The following is a 16,541-nucleotide window of genomic DNA, read 5'->3' as shown; positions in this document are numbered from 1 at the left end:
GCCGGCAATGAGATGTTAAGTCCGGACAAATATCAACGGTAGCAGACCAATACGTCCTTTCGCCTCCTGCCAGCATGAACTAGAACAGGAACGGACAAGGACATGAGCAGGACAGACCATGCGCACTGAGAGCGGCCGGATCGTTCATCTGGCAGACTACCGCCCGACTGACTTCGTTCTCGAGCGCGTCGACCTCACCTTTGAACTCGATCCGACCGAAACCAAATGCACCTCGCGGATGCTGCTTCACCGCCGCGACGGGGCCGCGCCCGATGCGCCGCTGGTGCTCGACGGCGACGAATTGACCATGTCCGCCCTGCTGTTCGACGGCATGCCGATGGACGCGGAGCGCTTCACCGAGGAAAACGACGTCCTGACGATCCGCGACCTTCCCGAGACCGACTCGTTCGAGATCACGGTGGAGACGGTCATCAATCCGGAAGCCAATACGCAACTGATGGGGCTGTATCGGACAAACGGCATCTACTGCACCCAGTGCGAGGCCGAGGGCTTCCGCCGCATCACCTATTTCTACGACCGGCCGGACGTGCTCTGCGTCTATACCGTCAACATCATCGCCGACAGGCAGAGCTGCCCGCTGCTTCTCTCCAACGGCAATTTCCTCGGCGGCGCCGGCTATGGCGAAGGCAAGCACTTCGCCGCCTGGTTCGACCCGCATCCGAAGCCCAGCTACCTGTTCGCGCTTGTCGCCGGCGATCTCGGCGTGGTCGAGGATACGTTCACGACCATGTCCGGCCGCGAGGTGGCGCTGAAGATCTATGTCGAGCATGGCAAGGAGCCTCGTGCCACCTACGCCATGGACGCACTGAAGCGCTCGATGAAGTGGGACGAGGAAGTATTCGGCCGCGAATACGACCTCGACATCTTCATGGTCGTCGCCGTCTCCGACTTCAACATGGGGGCGATGGAGAACAAGGGCCTCAACGTCTTCAACGACAAGTACGTGCTGGCCGACCCCGAAACCGCGACCGACGCCGACTACGCCAACATCGAGGCGATCATCGCGCACGAGTATTTCCACAACTGGACCGGCAACCGCATCACCTGCCGGGACTGGTTCCAGCTGTGCCTGAAGGAGGGCCTGACGGTCTATCGCGACCACGAGTTCTCCGCCGACCAGCGCTCGCGCGCCGTCAAGCGCATTGCCGAGGTGCGGCACCTGAAGTCGGAGCAGTTCCCCGAGGACGCCGGCCCGCTCGCCCATCCGGTGCGGCCGACGAAGTACCGCGAGATCAACAACTTCTACACGACGACAGTCTACGAGAAGGGCGCCGAGGTGACGCGCATGATCGCGACCATCCTAGGCCCCGATCTCTTCAAGGCGGGCATGGATCTCTATTTCGAGCGCCATGACGGCGACGCCGCCACGGTCGAGGACTTCGTCAAGTGCTTCGAGGATGCGAGCGGCCGTGACCTGACGCAGTTCTCGCTCTGGTACCATCAGGCCGGCACCCCCCTCGTCAGCGTCTCCAGCAGCTACGACCAGGCCAATGCCGCGTTCACCCTGTCGCTCGAGCAGATCGTGCCGCCGACGCCCGGCCAGGCCGCCAAGGACCCGATGCACATCCCGCTGTGCTTCGGCCTGCTGCTGCCCGACGGCACCGAGGCAAGGCCGACGTCGATCTCCGGCGCCGAAGTCGCCGGAGACGTCCTGCACCTGACTGAGCGCAGCCAGACCGTCACCTTCGGCGGCGTGCCGGCCCGTCCGGTCGTCACCCTCAACCGCGGCTTCTCGGCGCCGGTCAACCTGCATTTCGAGCAGGCGCCGGCCGACCTCGCCCACATCGCCCGCCATGACCCCGACCTGTTCGCGCGCTGGCAGGCATTGAACGACATCGCCTTGCCGAGCCTCGTGGAAGCCGCGCGCAGCGCCCGCAGCGGCGCCGACATCGCCGTCAACTCGCTGCTGACCGACACGCTGATCGCAATCGCCGGCGACGAGACGCTGGAGCCTGCGTTCCGCGCGCAGGTGCTGGCGCTGCCGAGCGAATCCGACATCGCCCGCGAACTCGGCAGCAACAACGATCCGGACGCCATCCGGGTCGGCCGCGAGGCGGTGCTCGCCTTCGTCGCCGGCGAGGGAGCGTCGCTCTTTGCAAGCCTGTCCGACCTGCACCGGACGAAGGTCAGCTTTACGCCGGATGCCGACAGCGCCGGCCGTCGCGCACTGCGCAACGCCGCCCTGGCCTATCTCACCATCGCGGAAGATCGCCCGGCGCAGGCGGCCCAGGCCTCTGCCGCCGCCGACAACATGACGGATCTCAGCGCGGCTCTCACCCTTCTGGCCCATCGCTTTCCCGAGGCGCCGGAGACGCAGGCCGCCCTCGAAACCTTCCGCGCCCGCTTCGCAGAGAACGCGCTCGTGCTCGACAAGTGGTTCGCGATCCAGGCGACGATCCCCGGCGAGGCGGCGCTCGGCCGGGTGCAGCACCTGATGCAAAGCCCGCATTTCAACGCAAGCAACCCGAACCGCGTGCGCGCTCTCGTCGGCACGTTCGCCTTTTCGAATCCCACCGGCTTCAACCGCGCCGACGGCGAAGGCTACCGTTTCCTGGCCTCGCAGATCCTCGAGATCGATCCGAAAAACCCGCAGCTGGCCGCCCGGATTCTCACCTCGATGCGCTCCTGGCGGTCGCTGGAGGCGGTGCGGCGCGAACATGCGCTCAATGCACTGCGGCGGATCGCCGCCGGCGAGAAGCTCTCGGCGGATGTCTCCGACATCGTCGAGCGGATGCTCAACGGCTGACCTCCAGGCCAACACGCAGGCTCCCCGGCCGGAACGTCGGGGCTACAATTTCCCACCCGCAAGAACTGGTTAAGAAATCGTTGCGTTTTCCGCTGGACAAGGCGAATCGCGAATGATTCATTAGCTCAGATTCGGACGAGCGGTGTTTTGAATCACCAAACGAAACAGGGTGTTGGAATATGGCGGACGCGCAGCGGGGACGCGCAGCCGAGGAGCGGACTCGTCTCAAGTTTCCAGGCGTGGCGGCCTGGGACGAGAGCCTGGCGGGGCACGCCCGGATCTTTGCCGGGCCGGCATCGTTGCGGCTCACCGGAGCCGAGCCGGTGCTCAAGCGCTCGATCCCGATCCTCGTCATCGCCTTCCTGCTCGTTGTCGGCATCGCCCGGCTTGCGGGACTGATGCTCGAATACCAGCGGATGGATGCGGGCGTCCGCGACGGCACGGCCCTGATGGCGGCGGCGGTCGGCGTGCTCGTCTCCGCCGAGGCGGGTGCACTCATCTCCAGCGATGACCGCGTCCAGGCGGAACGCCGTCTTTCCGAGCACCTGCCCCAGGATCGCCTCCCCGCCGGTGCGCTGGTGCTCTTCGTGCAGAAGAGCGGACGGATCTTTGCCGGCTCGCTCTCCGGTGCCGGCTATGTCGGCATGTCGCTCGCCCGGATAGCGCCCGAGGTAGCCGCCGCGAAGTACTTTGGCGAGCCGTCCGGCCTGATGCGCACGCATATCGACGAAGTCGAACACTATGTTGCGATCATCGAGCGACCGAATGACGGCGGCTATGCGCTCGTCGCCAGCCCACTCGACGCGGTCGAGGCGCATTGGCGCCGCGAGCTGTCGCTGAACGTCACCCTGTTCGCCGGCATTTCGGGCATTCTCGGGTTCATTCTCTACGCCTATTTCCTGCAGGCGAAGCGATCGCGCGATGCCGACGCGATCTTCGCCGAATCCAATCTGCGGGTCGAAACGGCGCTGGCGCGGGGGCGCTGCGGGCTATGGGATTTCGACCTGTCCGGGCGACGCCTGTTCTGGTCGCGCTCCATGTACGAGATGCTCGGCATGACGCCGCGCGGGGACTATCTCTCCTTCGGCGAGGCCGCTCGCCTGATGCATCCCGATGACGATGGCATCTATCAGGTCGCCCGCGCGGTTGCGAAGGGACAAGCGCGGCAGGTCGACCAGGTATTCCGGATGCGCCATGCCGATGGGCACTACGTCTGGCTTCGCGCCCGCGCCCAGCTGATCCGCATGGGTTCAGGCCGCACGCACATGATCGGCATCGCCATGGACGTGACCGAGCAGCACCGGCTGGCGCAGCGCTACCAGGAAGCCGACCAGCGGCTGGCCGTCGCGATCGAATGCACCTCGGAAGCCTTCGTGCTCTGGGACAAGGACGATCGTCTCGTCATGTGCAACACCCACTACCAGCAGGCCTATGGGCTGCCGGACGAAGTGCTGGTGCCGGGCACGGAGCGCCTGGTGGTACTCGCGGCCGCCGCCCGGCCGGTGATCGCTCGCCGGGTGGCCAATGCCGGGGGCAACGGCAATACGCAGACCTCGGAGGTTCAACTCGCCGACGAGCGCTGGCTGCAGGTCAACGAACGCCGCACCAGCGACGGTGGTCTGGTCTCGGTTGGCACCGACATCTCGATGATCAAGCGGCATCAGGCACGCCTGCGCGAATCCGAGCGCCGCCTCGTCGCCACCATCGGCGACCTGTCGGCCTCGCGCGCCAAGCTCGAGATGCAGACCTCGGAGCTGTCGATCGCCAACGCCAACTATCAGGCCGAAAAGGAGCGCGCCGAGGCGGCGAACCGGGCCAAATCCGAGTTCCTCGCCAACATGTCGCACGAGCTGCGAACGCCCCTCAACGCCATTCTCGGTTTCTCGGAGATCCTGCAGAACCAGATGTTCGGGCCGCTCGGCTCCGAGAAATACGACGAGTATGCCCGCGACATCCACGAGAGCGGCCAGCATCTCCTAAACGTCATCAACGACATTCTCGACATGTCGAAGATCGAGGCGGGCCACATGCGCATCAGCTGCGACGCCATCGACCTGGCGCCACTGATCGACGAGGCGCTCCGGCTTACGGCCGTGCAGGCGCAACAGAAGAACATCCAGGTCGAGCAGCAAGTCTCCTCGGGCCTGTCGATGATCGCCGACCGCCGCGCCATGAAGCAGATCCTGCTCAATCTGCTCTCCAACGCCATGAAGTTCACCGACGCCGGCGGCAAGGTGCTGGTGCGGGCGAAAAGACTGAACGGCGCCGTGACGCTGACCATCGCCGACACCGGCATCGGCATCCCGAAGGCGGCGCTTGCCAAAATCGGCCAGCCCTTCGAGCAGGTGCAGAGCCAGTACGCCAAGAGCAAGGGCGGCTCGGGTCTGGGGCTTGCGATCTCCCGCTCGCTGACCCGCCTGCATGGCGGCAGCATGCGCATCCAGTCCGAAGAGGGCCGCGGCACCATCATCTCGGTCCGCATCCCCGTCCGGGACGGCGCCAGCCTGCGCTGCGGCGCATAGTCGGTCAAAATCAAATCCGAGCCGCCGTGACGGCAGCACCTCTCATCCCCAGTGGGAGAGGTGCCGAGCGAATGCGAGGCGACGAGGCGCCGCAGGGTGCTTTGCCGCTTCGCCCGCTCATCCGGTCCTCCGGGCCACTTTCCCGGCCGGAGAAGAGGGAGCGGGTCGCCGCCGCTAAGATCACGCTGCCTTCAGCGTGGTCTTGAACACCTCTCGCACCGCCTTCGACAGGCGCTTGATCTCCGCTTCCAGCGTGCGCAGGTCCGGGCAGTCGCCGGCCCGGCAGATGAGGTCGATCAGCCCCGAGGGTGCATCCTCGGGATCGAACGGCCCATCGATGCACAGTCTCACGATCTGCGAGATCTCCGTATAGAGCCGCAGCGCCTCGCCGACGGTATCGAGATCGTTCGGCTCCATCTGCCGTTCGCCGACGATCGCCAGCGCCTCGCCTGTCGGAAGCGTTCTGTCCGGCAGTTCGACGCCACGCGCCGGCGCCACAAGCGCCAGGAACTGGGCGATGAACTCGATGTCAACGAGGCCACCCGGAATGAGCTTCAGGTCCCAGATGTTCTTCGGTACCTTCTCCTGCTCGATCAGGGCCCGCATCTCGCCGACGTCCCTGGCGATCGCCGCAACGTCCCGCTTGCGGTCGAGGACCTGCTGGATCGTCGCCCGCGCCTCGTCGGCCAGGCTCTCGTCGCCGCAGATTACGCGCGAGCGCGTCAGCGCCATGTGCTCCCAGGTCCAGGCCTCTTCCTGCTGGTATTTGGCGAAGGAGGTGATCCGGGTCGCGACCGGCCCCTTGTTGCCGGACGGCCGCAGCCGCATGTCGACCTCGTAGAGCACGCCCTCCGAGGTCGGGGCGGACAGTGCCGAGATCAGCCGCTGCGTCATCCTTGCATAGTAGCGCGTCGCATCGAGCGGCTTCGGCCCGAGCGATTCCGCCGCCGCCGCGTCGTCGTAGTCGTAGAGCAGGATGAGGTCTATGTCGGAGCCGTCCGTCAGCTCAAAGCTTCCGAGCTTGCCCATGCCGACGATCGCCACCCGGCCACCGGGAAAGGCGCCGTGCGCCGCCTCGATCTCGCGGCGCACCGCGTCCAGCGCCGCCTCGACGATCAGGTCGGCGACGTGGGTGAAGGCGCGCGCCGCCCGGCCGCCGTCGATCACCCCGGTCAGAAGGCGAATGCCGATCAGGAAGCGCTGCTCGGCGGCGATGATGCGCAGGCGGTCCAGCACCTCCTCATAGTGCCGCGCGCCGGCCAGAAAACCCTGGATGCGCTCGGCGAGATAGCGGCGCGTCGGCAGCTCCGCCAGCAGTCCCGGGTCAAGCATCCCGTCGAAGACGTGCGGCCGCGCGGCGATGATCTCGGCTAGGCGCGGGGCGGAGGACATGACGTTGACGATCAGCGACAGGAGCCGCGGATTGCTGCCGAGCAGCGAAAAGAGCTGGATGCCCGCCGGCAGCCCGGAAATGAAATGGTCGAACCGCAGCAGTGCCTCATCGGCGCGCTTGTTTTCGCCGAAGACCCGGAGCAGTTCGGGCGTCAGTTCCGTCAGCCGCTCGCGCGCCTCGACCGACTGGGTGGCGCGGTAGCGGCCGTAGTGCCAGGTCCGGATCGTCTGCGAGATAGCCTCGGGGCGCTGGAAACCGAGCTTGCGCAGCGTGTCCAGCGTGTCCGGATCGTCGCGCTGACCGGTGAAGACGAGGTTGCCGCCCTCTATCGAGAGTTTCGCCTCCTGCTCGAAGAGCGCGCCATAACGCCGTTCGACGGTCTTAAGCACCTCCACTAGGGCGTTGGAAAACCCGGCGGTGTCTTCGAATCCCATCATGAAGGCGATGCGCTTCAGTTCGGCATCGGATTCCGGAAGCACGTGCGTCTGCTCGTCGCGCACCATCTGGACCCGATGCTCCACGTCGCGCAAAAACCAGTACGCGTCGATCAGCTCGACGCAGGTCGCCTCGTCGATCCAGCCGGCCGCCGCCAGTTCCTTCAGCATCGCCTCGGTCGAACGCAGCCGCAGCGCCGGTACCCTTCCGCCGGCGATCAGCTGCTGCGTCTGCACGAAGAACTCGATCTCGCGAATGCCGCCGCGGCCGAGCTTGATGTTGTGCCCCTTCACCGCGATTTCGCCGTGTCCCTTGTGGACGTGGATCTGACGCTTGATGGAGTGGATGTCGGCGATCGCCGCATAGTCGAGATACTTGCGGAACACGAAGGGCGTCAGTTCGCGCAGGAACCGCTCACCGGCGGCTATGTCGCCGGCGATCGCCCTTGCCTTGATGAAGGCGGCGCGCTCCCAGTTCTGGCCGCGCCCTTCGTAGTAGAGCATCGCCGAATCGACCGAGATCGCCAGCGGCGTGGCGCCGGGGTCCGGCCGCAGCCGCAGATCGGTGCGGAAGACATAGCCGTCGCCGGTCCGCTCCTGCATCATGCGGATCAGGCGGCGCACCAGCCGCGCGAAGGTCTCGGCCGCTTCGTAGCGGTCGATGACGACATCAGCCTGGGGATCGAAGAAGACGACGAGGTCGATGTCGGAAGAATAGTTCAGTTCCTCGGCGCCGAGCTTGCCCATGCCGAGTACGACGAGCCCGGACGCCTCGCTCGGGCGCCGGCTGTCCTTCAGCCTGAGCTTGCCGCTGGCTTCGGCGGCAAGCAGCAGGTGGTCGATCGCGGCGGCGACTGCCGCGGCGGCAAGGTCGCTGAGCAGCCGCGTCGTCCGCCGGCCGTCGATCAGGCGGCCAAGGTCGGCCATGGCGGTGAGAAATGCGACCCTCCGCTTGGCGCGGCGCAACCGGGTCATCACCGCAGCCTCGCTGGTGTCTGCGTGCGCCGCCGGATCCCAGGCCGCCCGGGCCTCCCCGATTGCGTCACCCACCTGCGGCAGGAGCGGCGCGCCGATCGCCTGCACCAGCAGTTCCGGCCAGACCCGCGCCGTATCGCGCAGATAGGGAGAAAGCGTGAAGGCGGCGACGACGAAATCCTTCAACGCGCCCTCGGAAGCAAGCAGTGCCGCGATTTCCGGCCGTTCGCGCGCGATGTCCTTCAGGTCGGAAAGCGCCGACTTCATCTCCGCCTGGTTCAAGGGCCGGATCGGACAGGTCTCGATGTCGCTCAGGCGCATGGTCTCGGCAGTGGTCATCGCTTCTCCCCTGAGTTGGCAACGCTCGCCGCGGCGATCGCGGTCCACCCTGTCAGCCCACCGTCTACCAGTCCGGGCCTGCGGCGAAAACCGCCGGAACGCAAATTTGGCGTGCCCGCGTGGGCGAGAGAAGACCGTCGGCTCAAGCTTTACCGGCCACCGCGATCGGAAAGCGCATCGAGGCCGTCAATCCACGCTCTTCGCTCCCCACGACCGTCGGTCCCAGTTCGAGCCGGCCATGATGGACCTCCATAACCGCGTCCACCAGCGACAGGCCGAGGCCGGTGCCGGGCTTGCTGCGACTTCTGTCGAGCCGGACGAACCGCTTCAGCACCTCGTCCCGGGATTCGGCCGGAACGCCCGGCCCGTTGTCGGAGACCGAGACGACCGCATTGTCGCGCCCCCCGACGAGGCTCACATTGATCCGCGCATCGGGAACACCCTCGGCATATTTGATCGCATTGTCGAGCAGGTTGCCGAGCGCCTGGCCGATCAGTTCCCGATTGCCCGTCACGGTGACGCCAGCGGCGATATCGGAGGAGACTGCCAGGCCGGCCTCCTCGGCAGCCGGCTCGTAAAGTTCCACGCAATCGGCCACCACTCCCGTGAGGTCGACAGGCCCCATCTCGGCCACGACAGAGCCCGCCTCGACCTGAGAGATCATCAGCAGCGCATTGAAGGTCCTGATGAGTTGGTCGGATTCGGCGATGATCTCGGAGAGCGCTTCACGGGACTCGGCGGTCTTGGCGCTTCTGGCGAGCGCCGCCTCGGCCTTGTTGCGCAGCCGTGTCAGCGGCGTCTTCAGGTCGTGGGCGATGTTGTCGGAGACCTGCCGCAGCCCTTCGTTGAGTTTCTCGATGCGCTCGAGCATGGCATTGAGGGAGACGGACAGGCGGTCGAACTCGTCGCCGGAGCCGCCGACCGGCAGGCGCTGGGTCAGGTCGCCGTCCATGATCCGCTGGCTCGCGTCCGACATGCGGTCCATGCGTTTAAGCGCGTTGCGTCCGATCAGGTACCAGATCGCCAGCGCGCCGATGCCCATGATCCCCAGCGCCACGACCAGCGCCTGGCGCACCAGGCTGCGCAAGTTCTCAGGCTCGCCTAGGTCGCGCCCGACGAGGACCCTCAGACCGTTCGGCAGAATGAACACCTCGGCACGGGCGATGTGGCGTTCGGAACTGCCCTCGTCCTCGAAACGCTGATAGCCGAAGGGCGAACGCGTCCAACCTTCGCCGTCGAGCACGCCCGGCTGTAACGCCAGTACGTTGCCGGCCAGCAATTCCCCGGTCGGACTTGCGATGATGTAGAGATTGGCGCCCGGCTGCCGCGCCCGGCGCTCCAGCGTCGTCAACAGCCCGTTCATGCCGCTGGAGGCATAGACCTGCCTGATCTCGGCGACCTCGGTCGCCACGACCGCGCGCGTCTGCTGCTCCAGCAGTCCTTCCGCCATCGAGGTCACGTAGAAGACGAGGAATGCCGCGCAGGCGGCAAACAGCAGCAGGTAGAGTGCGGACAGGCGGACCGCCGTCGTTCGAAACAGCGTGACCAGTCCGGAAGCCATTCAGGCGGATACCTCGTCCTTGATCATGTAGCCGGCGCCGCGCACCGTGCGCAGCAGCGGCTGGTCGAAATCCTTCTCGATCTTGGAGCGCAGCCGCGAGACGTGCACGTCGATGACGTTGGTCTGCGGATCGAAATGATAGTCCCAGACGTTCTCCAATAGCATGGTGCGCGTCACCACCTGCCCGGCGTTCTTCATCAGGTATTCGAGCAGCCGGAACTCGCGCGGCTGCAGCAGGATCTCCTTGCCGGCCCGGCGCACGACGTGGGCGAGCCGATCGAGTTCCAGGTCGCCGACGCGGTAGGTCATGTCCTGCTCGGGGGTGCCCTTGCGACGCCCGAGCACCTCGACGCGGGCAAGCAGTTCGCTGAACGCATAGGGCTTTGGCAGATAGTCGTCGCCGCCGGCGCGCAGACCGGTCACCCGGTCATCGACCTGACCGAGCGCGGAAAGGATCAATGCCGGCGTGTGGATGCCCTTCGCCCGGAGTTCCGAAATCAGCGACAGGCCGTCGCGTCGCGGCAGCATCCGGTCGACCACCAGCACGTCGTAGGCGTTCTCCGTCGCCAGGAACAGGCCGCTGTCGCCATCCGAGGCGTGATCGCTGACGATGCCGGCTTCTCGGAACGCCTTGCAGAGATAGGCGGCGGCATCCAGGTCGTCTTCGACAATCAATATCTTCATGGCGGCACCTTACACGTGATGTCGCGCGCTTCAACAGTCCGGCGCGGGCGCGCTAGCGCCAGGAACACGAGCGCCGCGAGATCTCTCGATATCGCGGCGCACGGGATCGCTCTGGCCGATCAGCCCTGGGCGATCGGAAGCGCCAGGAAGCGGCTGCCGTCGTTGTTCTCGACCTGGAACAGCGCCTTGGAGCGGCCGTCCTTGCGTGCCTGGTCCATCACCTTTGTGATGTCGTCGGCCGACTTGACCTCCTGATTGTTGACGGAGGTGATCCGGTCGCCTTCCTTCAGGCCGCGGTCTGCGGCATCGGAGTCGGGTGCGACCGCCGCAACCATCACGCCGTTGCCGTCATCGGCCGGCACGACCGAAATGCCGAGGTCGGCGAGCTCCTGCTCGCTCGTCCCCTGCTCGTCGGGCACCGCCTGGCTCTCGGGTGCGGAAGCCTGCTTGTCGGCTTCAAGCTTGCCGATCTGGACCTTGACAGGCTCGGACTTGCCGTTGCGCCAAACCGACAGTTCTACGTCCGTGCCGGGCTTGATCGCCGCCACGCGCTTGGCGAGATCGCGGGCATCCTTGATCGTGTCGCCATCGAGAGCGGTAACGACGTCGCCCTTCTTGATGCCGGCCTTTTCACCCGGCGAGCCCGGCTGCGGTTCGACGACAAGCGCACCCTGCGCTTCGGCGAGGCCCAGCGAATCGGCGATATCCTTGGTCACCGGCTGGATCTGCACGCCGAGCCAGCCGCGTTCGACCTTGCCGGTCTTGATCAGATCGTTGACCACGTCCTTGGCCACGTAGGCAGGGATGGCAAAGGCGATGCCGACGCTGCCGCCGGAGGGCGAGAAGATCGCGGTGTTGATGCCGACGACCTCGCCGTTGAGATTGAAGGCCGGGCCGCCGGAGTTGCCGCGGTTCACGGGTGCGTCGATCTGCAGGTAGTCGTCGTACGGGCCGGAGCCGATGTTGCGGCCACGGGCCGAGATGATGCCGGCCGTTACGGTGCCGCCCAGGCCGAAGGGATTGCCGACCGCCACGACCCAGTCGCCGACGCGCGCCTTGCTGTCGTCCGCGAACGTGACATAGGTGAACTTGCGGTTGTCCTTGTTGTCGACCTTCAGCACGGCGAGGTCGGTGCGGCTGTCCTTGCCGACCAGCTTGGCGTCAAGCTCTGTACCGTCGTTCATGATGACGGTGAACGCCGCGCCGTTGTCGACCACATGGTTGTTGGTGACGAGATAGCCGTCCTCGGTGACGAAGAAGCCGGAACCCTGCGAGGTCGGGCGCAGGTGGCCCTTGCGGGAGCCGCCATTGCGGTCGCCGAACTGGCGCTGGTTGCGGTCACCACGGGAATTGTCCTGCCCGCCGAACTCACGGAAGAAGCGCTTCAGCGGGTGGTCGTCGGGAAGCTCGTCGAAACCGCGGCCACCGAAGTTGAACGTGAAGCTGTTGCCATCCTGTTCGGCCTGCTTGACGTCGGACGCGACGCGAACGGAGACGACCGCCGGCGAGACCGCGTCGACGACGTCACCGAAGCTCGCAACCTGCGGTGCTGTCACCTTCACCGGCTCGGCGAAGGACTGCGCGATCTGGGCCGGGATGCCGGTCGCCAGCATGGCTGCGGCCAATCCCGCGACGGTTGAGGTCTTCAGGACCGTCTTGAAGGAGGGACGGAGGGAGTTTTGCTTGAACATCGCAGTTGCCTTTTCTCTGATGCCTCAAGGAATTCGATGCTCCAGAGATAGGGGCTCACACCTTACGGTTCACTGTCCGCCACATGAATTATTGGTAATGTCCACACCGAAGGAAAGGCAATGCGGGAGAGCTACTTCCGGTCGCTCGCATCCGGGCCGACGATCCGCTCCAGCGCCGCCCGTTCCTCGTCCGTCAGCGGCTCGCCGACCGGGCGGCCGGCGCGCCGGCGCACGAAGTCCACCATCGCCACCCCGCCGCCGAGAAAGAGAATGATCGGAGCGCCCCAGAGCAGCAGCGTTTCCGGCTTCAGCCGCGGCTTCAGCAGCACGAATTCGCCGTAGCGTGACACCACATAGTTGATTACCGCCTCGTCGCTGTCGCCGTTTTCGATCCGCTCGCGCACCAGGAGCCGCAGGTCGCGGGCAAGCTCGGCATTCGAATCGTCGATCGACTGGTTCTGGCAGACCATGCAGCGCAGCTGCGCCGACAGCGCCCGGGCGCGTGCCTCAAGGGCCGGATCGGCGAGAACCTCGTCGGGGTTCACGGCAAAGGCCGGAGAGGCAGCGAGGGCAACAACCGCCGCGAGCAGCAGCCTGCGTATCATTCCGCCGCCTCCAGTATCGCCGCAGCCTTCGGCCTGCGCGCCCCCTGCGGCGCACCGATCCGCAACCGCCGATCGAACAGCGACACCGCCCCCCCGGCCATCATAATTATCCCGCCAAGCCAGATGCACAGGATCATCGGCTTCCACCAGACGCGCACGACGATGCCGCCGTCATTCATCGGATCACCGAGCGACACATAGAGCTGGCTGAGCCCGAAGGTGCGAATGCCGGCCTCCGTCGTCGGCATTCGCCGCGCCGTGTAGACCCGCTTCGAGGACCAGATGTCGGTCACCCTGACGCCGCCGCGGGCCACGGTGAAATGCCCGCTCTCCTCGGTGTAGTTCGGGCCACGGCCCTGGCGCATGCCGTCGAAGGTCAGAACGAAGCCACCCGCCTCGACCGTGGTGCCCGGCTTCATCTCCACCACATGCTCGGTCTCGAATGTGGTCACCGCGACGATGCCGATCACCGTCACGCCCAGACCGAAATGGGCCAGGGCCGTACCGAAGGCCGAACCCGGCAGGCCGAACAACCGCTTGCGCGCCACGGACGCGGTCACCTTGCCGACGCCGGCGCGCAGGACCAGGTCCGTGACCGCCCCGGCCATCATGTAGAAGCCGAGCGCCAGGCCGAAATAGGCCAGCACCGGCCCGCCGCCATGCGCCCACTGGACGATCGCGGCGATCACAAGCCCGACGCCGACGGCGGCAAACAGCCGCTGGCCGGCGGCCAGCAGGTCGCCCCGCTTCCAGGCCAGCAGCGGACCGAAGGGAACGGCCAGCAGCAGCGGCACCATCAGAAGCCCGAATGTCAGGTTGAAGAACGGCGCGCCGACCGAGATCTTCTCTCCCGTCAGCGCCTCCAGTACCAGCGGGTAGAGCGTGCCGGTCAACACCGTCGCCGCCGCCGTGGTCAGGATCAGGTTGTTGAAGACGAGCGCGCCTTCGCGCGAGATCGGCGCGAACAGCCCGCCGGCCTTGAGCGTCGGGGCACGGAAGGCGAAGAGCGACAGCGCCCCGCCGATGAAGATCACCAGGATCGCCAGGATGAACACGCCGCGGGTCGGGTCGGTCGCAAAGGCATGGACGGAGGTCAGCACGCCGGACCGGACCAGGAAGGTTCCGAGCAGCGACAGCGAAAATGTCAGGATCGCAAGCAGAACCGTCCAGATCTTCAGCGCCTCGCGCTTCTCCATTACCAGGGCGGAATGCAGCAACGCGGTGCCGGCGAGCCACGGCATGAAGGAGGCGTTTTCGACCGGGTCCCAGAACCACCAGCCGCCCCAGCCGAGTTCGTAATAGGCCCAGTACGAGCCCATGGCGATGCCGGCGGTCAGGAAGCTCCAGGCGGCGAGTGCCCAGGGGCGCACCCAGCGCGCCCAGGCGGCGTCGATGCGCCCGTCGATCAGTGCGGCGATCGCAAAGGAAAAACAGACGGAGAAGCCGACATAGCCGAGGTAGAGCAGCGGCGGATGGATGGCGAGCCCGACATCCTGCAGGATCGGGTTGAGGTCCTTGCCCTCGCCAGGCGCCGGGTCGAGCCGCAGGAAGGGGTTGGAGGTCAGAAGGATGAAGAGCGCGAAGGCCGCCGTGATCCAGCCCTGCACCGCCAGCACATTGGCCCGCAACCGCTCCGGCAGGTTGGTGCCGAAGCTCGCCACAAGCGCGCTGAAGAACGTCAGGATGATGAGCCACAGCATCATCGATCCCTCGTGGTTCCCCCAGACGCCGGAGAACTTATAGATCAGCGGCTGCATCGAATGGGAGTTCTCCCAGACGTTCAGCACGGAGAAATCGGACGTCACGTAGGCAAGCGTGAGGACGCCGAACGAGAAGACCGTCAGCAGGAAGCCGGAGACGGCCGCCGGCGGCGCCACCGCCATCAGCGCGGGATCGTTGCGCAGTGTGCCGGCGAGCGGCAGCAGAGACTGGATGATCGCCGTCGCCAGCACCAGCACCAGCACATAGTGTCCGAGCTCGATGATCACTTGATGGTCTCCTTGCCGCTGAGCGTGACGCCCTGCGCCTGCAGCCGGTCGGCCACGTCCTTCGGCATGTATGTCTCGTCGTGCTTGGCGAGAACCGTGTCAGCGACGAACACCCGGTTGCCAGCGACGAAGGCCCCCTCGGCGACCACCCCCTGCCCTTCCCGGAACAGGTCGGGAAGGATGCCGGTATAGGTCACCGGCACGGTGCCGATCGTGTCGGTCACGGTGAAGGTGACCGTCGATCCTTCGCCGCGCTTCACTGATCCGGCTTCGACGAGCCCGCCAAGCCGGATGCGCGTTCCCGGCGGAACGTCGGCCTTGGCGAGATCGCCGGGCACATAGAAATAGGCGATCGACTGGCTGAAGGCAAACATCACCAGGAGAACCGCCGCAAACAGGAAGGTGACGCCGCCACCGATCACCGCCAGTCGCTTCTGCTTTCGTGTCATTTGCCGCCATCCTTGACCGAGATCGCAAGCTCGTCCGCCAGAGCCAGCAACTGCTTGCCGTTTTCGCTCTGCGGCGGGAACTGCTTCAGCGCCGTTTGTAACGCCTGCTCGGCCGCCGTTCTTTGATCCAGCACCACGTAGGAGCGGATGATACGCATCCAGCCCTCGAAATTGTCCGGGTTTTCCTTCAGCTTGCCGGCCAGGCCCTCCACCATGCCGGCGATCATCTGCGCACGACCTTCGGCGTCGAGGTCTCCGGCGGCGGCGACGTCCTGGCTTGTCGGATTGCCGGGCACGTCGGCCGAAAGCCCGGCGATGTGGCGGTTGACCAGCGAAAGCCAGGGCGCATCGGCAGGCGAATCCTTCACCAGCGCCTCGTAGGCAGCCTTCGCTTCCTCGCGCCTGCCCTCCTGCTCCAGCGCCAGCGCCAGGTAGAAACGCGTGCGCGGGTTGTTCGGGTCCAGTGCCTGCGACTGTTGCAGCGCTTCGCGCGCATCCTTGGTGACGACGCCGTCGGCAAGCGCAATCAGAGCTTCGGCATAGCCGTCAAGCCGTTGCGGCGAGGCGCCGAGAACGCGGATCGTCTGGCGAAAGGCGTTGGCCGAATCCTCGAGGCGGCCGTTGCGGAGGTAGATCGGCGCCAGAAGCTCCCAGCCCGCGCCATCGTCGGGATTGTCGATGAGGTGCCGCTCGGCCTTGGCGATCAGGATGTTGAGGTCGTTGCCGGGATTGGCGAGCCGCGCCGCCAGCGGCTTGGCCGGCAGGTCAGGGCTGCCGGTCGAAAGGTAGAGGCCGAGACCGGCAGCCGGCAAGAGCACGATGACCGCCGCCTGCGCCATCCGGTTTCGCCGCGCCGGCCCGGCAGGGGCAGACCGCTCCGCCCGCGCCTTCGCGGCGATCAGGCGGCGGGCGATTTCCGCACGCGCCAGGTCCGCCTCGGCAGCGCCAATCAGCCCTGCCCGCTCGTCGCGCGTCAATTCGTCAAGCTGGTCGCGATAGACCTCGGCATCGCGCGCTTCGGCGACATCGGCGCTCCGGCCGGCCCGCAGCAGCGGCAGGAGCAGAACGGCCGCGACGGCGGCGGTCAGGACGGCAACGAGGATCCAAAATAACATGCCGCTCAATTAGTCCAA

The 16,541-nt window shown here is 66.2% G+C and carries 10 protein-coding genes; 2 read left to right on the top strand and 8 right to left on the bottom strand.

The annotated features are described in order from the left end of the window. The first annotated feature begins 118 nt into the window (after positions 1-118). Both pepN and C7449_RS01690 read left to right on the top strand, forming a co-directional pair. The gene (gene pepN / locus C7449_RS01695; protein WP_108001034.1) at positions 119-2,767 is read left to right on the top strand and encodes an aminopeptidase N; all 2,649 of its coding nucleotides are present in this window, start codon (positions 119-121) and stop codon (positions 2,765-2,767) included. Positions 2,768-2,946: 179 nt separating this feature from the next. Next, positions 2,947-5,289, top strand: coding sequence for a PAS domain-containing sensor histidine kinase (locus C7449_RS01690; protein ID WP_108001033.1), 2,343 nt, complete (start codon positions 2,947-2,949; stop codon positions 5,287-5,289). A 180-nt stretch (positions 5,290-5,469) separates the two neighbouring features. Here the strand turns inward: C7449_RS01690 and C7449_RS01685 are convergent, their stop codons facing one another. From C7449_RS01685 to ccmI, 8 genes are all read right to left on the bottom strand, one after another. After that, entirely contained in the window at positions 5,470-8,430 is a 2,961-nt protein-coding gene (locus tag C7449_RS01685) for a bifunctional [glutamine synthetase] adenylyltransferase/[glutamine synthetase]-adenylyl-L-tyrosine phosphorylase (RefSeq protein WP_108001032.1), read from the bottom strand. A 142-nt stretch (positions 8,431-8,572) separates the two neighbouring features. Next, the gene (locus tag C7449_RS01680) at positions 8,573-9,991 is read right to left on the bottom strand and encodes a sensor histidine kinase (protein WP_108001031.1); all 1,419 of its coding nucleotides are present in this window, start codon (positions 9,989-9,991) and stop codon (positions 8,573-8,575) included. Next, positions 9,992-10,675 (bottom strand): response regulator transcription factor, encoded by a 684-nt coding sequence (locus tag C7449_RS01675; protein ID WP_108001030.1) that lies wholly within the window; start codon positions 10,673-10,675, stop codon positions 9,992-9,994. Between the two features lie 119 nt (positions 10,676-10,794). Continuing rightward, on the bottom strand, positions 10,795-12,366 hold the full coding sequence (locus C7449_RS01670; protein ID WP_108001029.1) for a Do family serine endopeptidase: 1,572 nt from the start codon (positions 12,364-12,366) through the stop codon (positions 10,795-10,797). Positions 12,367-12,497: 131 nt separating this feature from the next. Continuing rightward, positions 12,498-12,971: a cytochrome c-type biogenesis protein gene (locus C7449_RS01665; protein WP_108001028.1), complete on the bottom strand. Its 474-nt coding sequence runs from the start codon at positions 12,969-12,971 to the stop codon at positions 12,498-12,500. After that, on the bottom strand, positions 12,968-14,959 hold the full coding sequence (locus C7449_RS01660; protein ID WP_108001027.1) for a heme lyase CcmF/NrfE family subunit: 1,992 nt from the start codon (positions 14,957-14,959) through the stop codon (positions 12,968-12,970). Before C7449_RS01660 ends, C7449_RS01665 begins: the two co-directional genes overlap by 4 nt. Then, positions 14,956-15,408: a cytochrome c maturation protein CcmE gene (gene ccmE, locus C7449_RS01655; protein ID WP_108001026.1), complete on the bottom strand. Its 453-nt coding sequence runs from the start codon at positions 15,406-15,408 to the stop codon at positions 14,956-14,958. Before ccmE ends, C7449_RS01660 begins: the two co-directional genes overlap by 4 nt. Further along, on the bottom strand, positions 15,405-16,523 hold the full coding sequence (ccmI, locus tag C7449_RS01650) for a c-type cytochrome biogenesis protein CcmI (protein WP_108001025.1): 1,119 nt from the start codon (positions 16,521-16,523) through the stop codon (positions 15,405-15,407). Before ccmI ends, ccmE begins: the two co-directional genes overlap by 4 nt. Positions 16,524-16,541 lie beyond the last annotated feature (18 nt).

Origin of the sequence: Mycoplana dimorpha, assembly GCF_003046475.1 — a bacterium.
GTDB classification, from domain to species: Bacteria; Pseudomonadota; Alphaproteobacteria; order Rhizobiales; family Rhizobiaceae; genus Mycoplana; species Mycoplana dimorpha.
Note: the sequence above shows the minus strand (reverse complement) of the source record. Positions and strands in the feature narration are given on the sequence as shown.

Bases quoted from the DNA above. Each gene is read 5' to 3' on its own strand.
- pepN (WP_108001034.1), top strand. From the start codon at position 119: ATGCGCACTGAGAGCGGCCGGATCGTTCATCTGGCAGACTACCGCCCG.
- C7449_RS01690 (WP_108001033.1), top strand. From the start codon at position 2,947: ATGGCGGACGCGCAGCGGGGACGCGCAGCCGAGGAGCGGACTCGTCTC.
- C7449_RS01685 (WP_108001032.1), bottom strand. From the start codon at position 8,430: ATGACCACTGCCGAGACCATGCGCCTGAGCGACATCGAGACCTGTCCG.
- C7449_RS01680 (WP_108001031.1), bottom strand. From the start codon at position 9,991: ATGGCTTCCGGACTGGTCACGCTGTTTCGAACGACGGCGGTCCGCCTG.
- C7449_RS01675 (WP_108001030.1), bottom strand. From the start codon at position 10,675: ATGAAGATATTGATTGTCGAAGACGACCTGGATGCCGCCGCCTATCTC.
- C7449_RS01670 (WP_108001029.1), bottom strand. From the start codon at position 12,366: ATGTTCAAGCAAAACTCCCTCCGTCCCTCCTTCAAGACGGTCCTGAAG.
- C7449_RS01665 (WP_108001028.1), bottom strand. From the start codon at position 12,971: ATGATACGCAGGCTGCTGCTCGCGGCGGTTGTTGCCCTCGCTGCCTCT.
- ccmE (WP_108001026.1), bottom strand. From the start codon at position 15,408: ATGACACGAAAGCAGAAGCGACTGGCGGTGATCGGTGGCGGCGTCACC.
- ccmI (WP_108001025.1), bottom strand. From the start codon at position 16,523: ATGTTATTTTGGATCCTCGTTGCCGTCCTGACCGCCGCCGTCGCGGCC.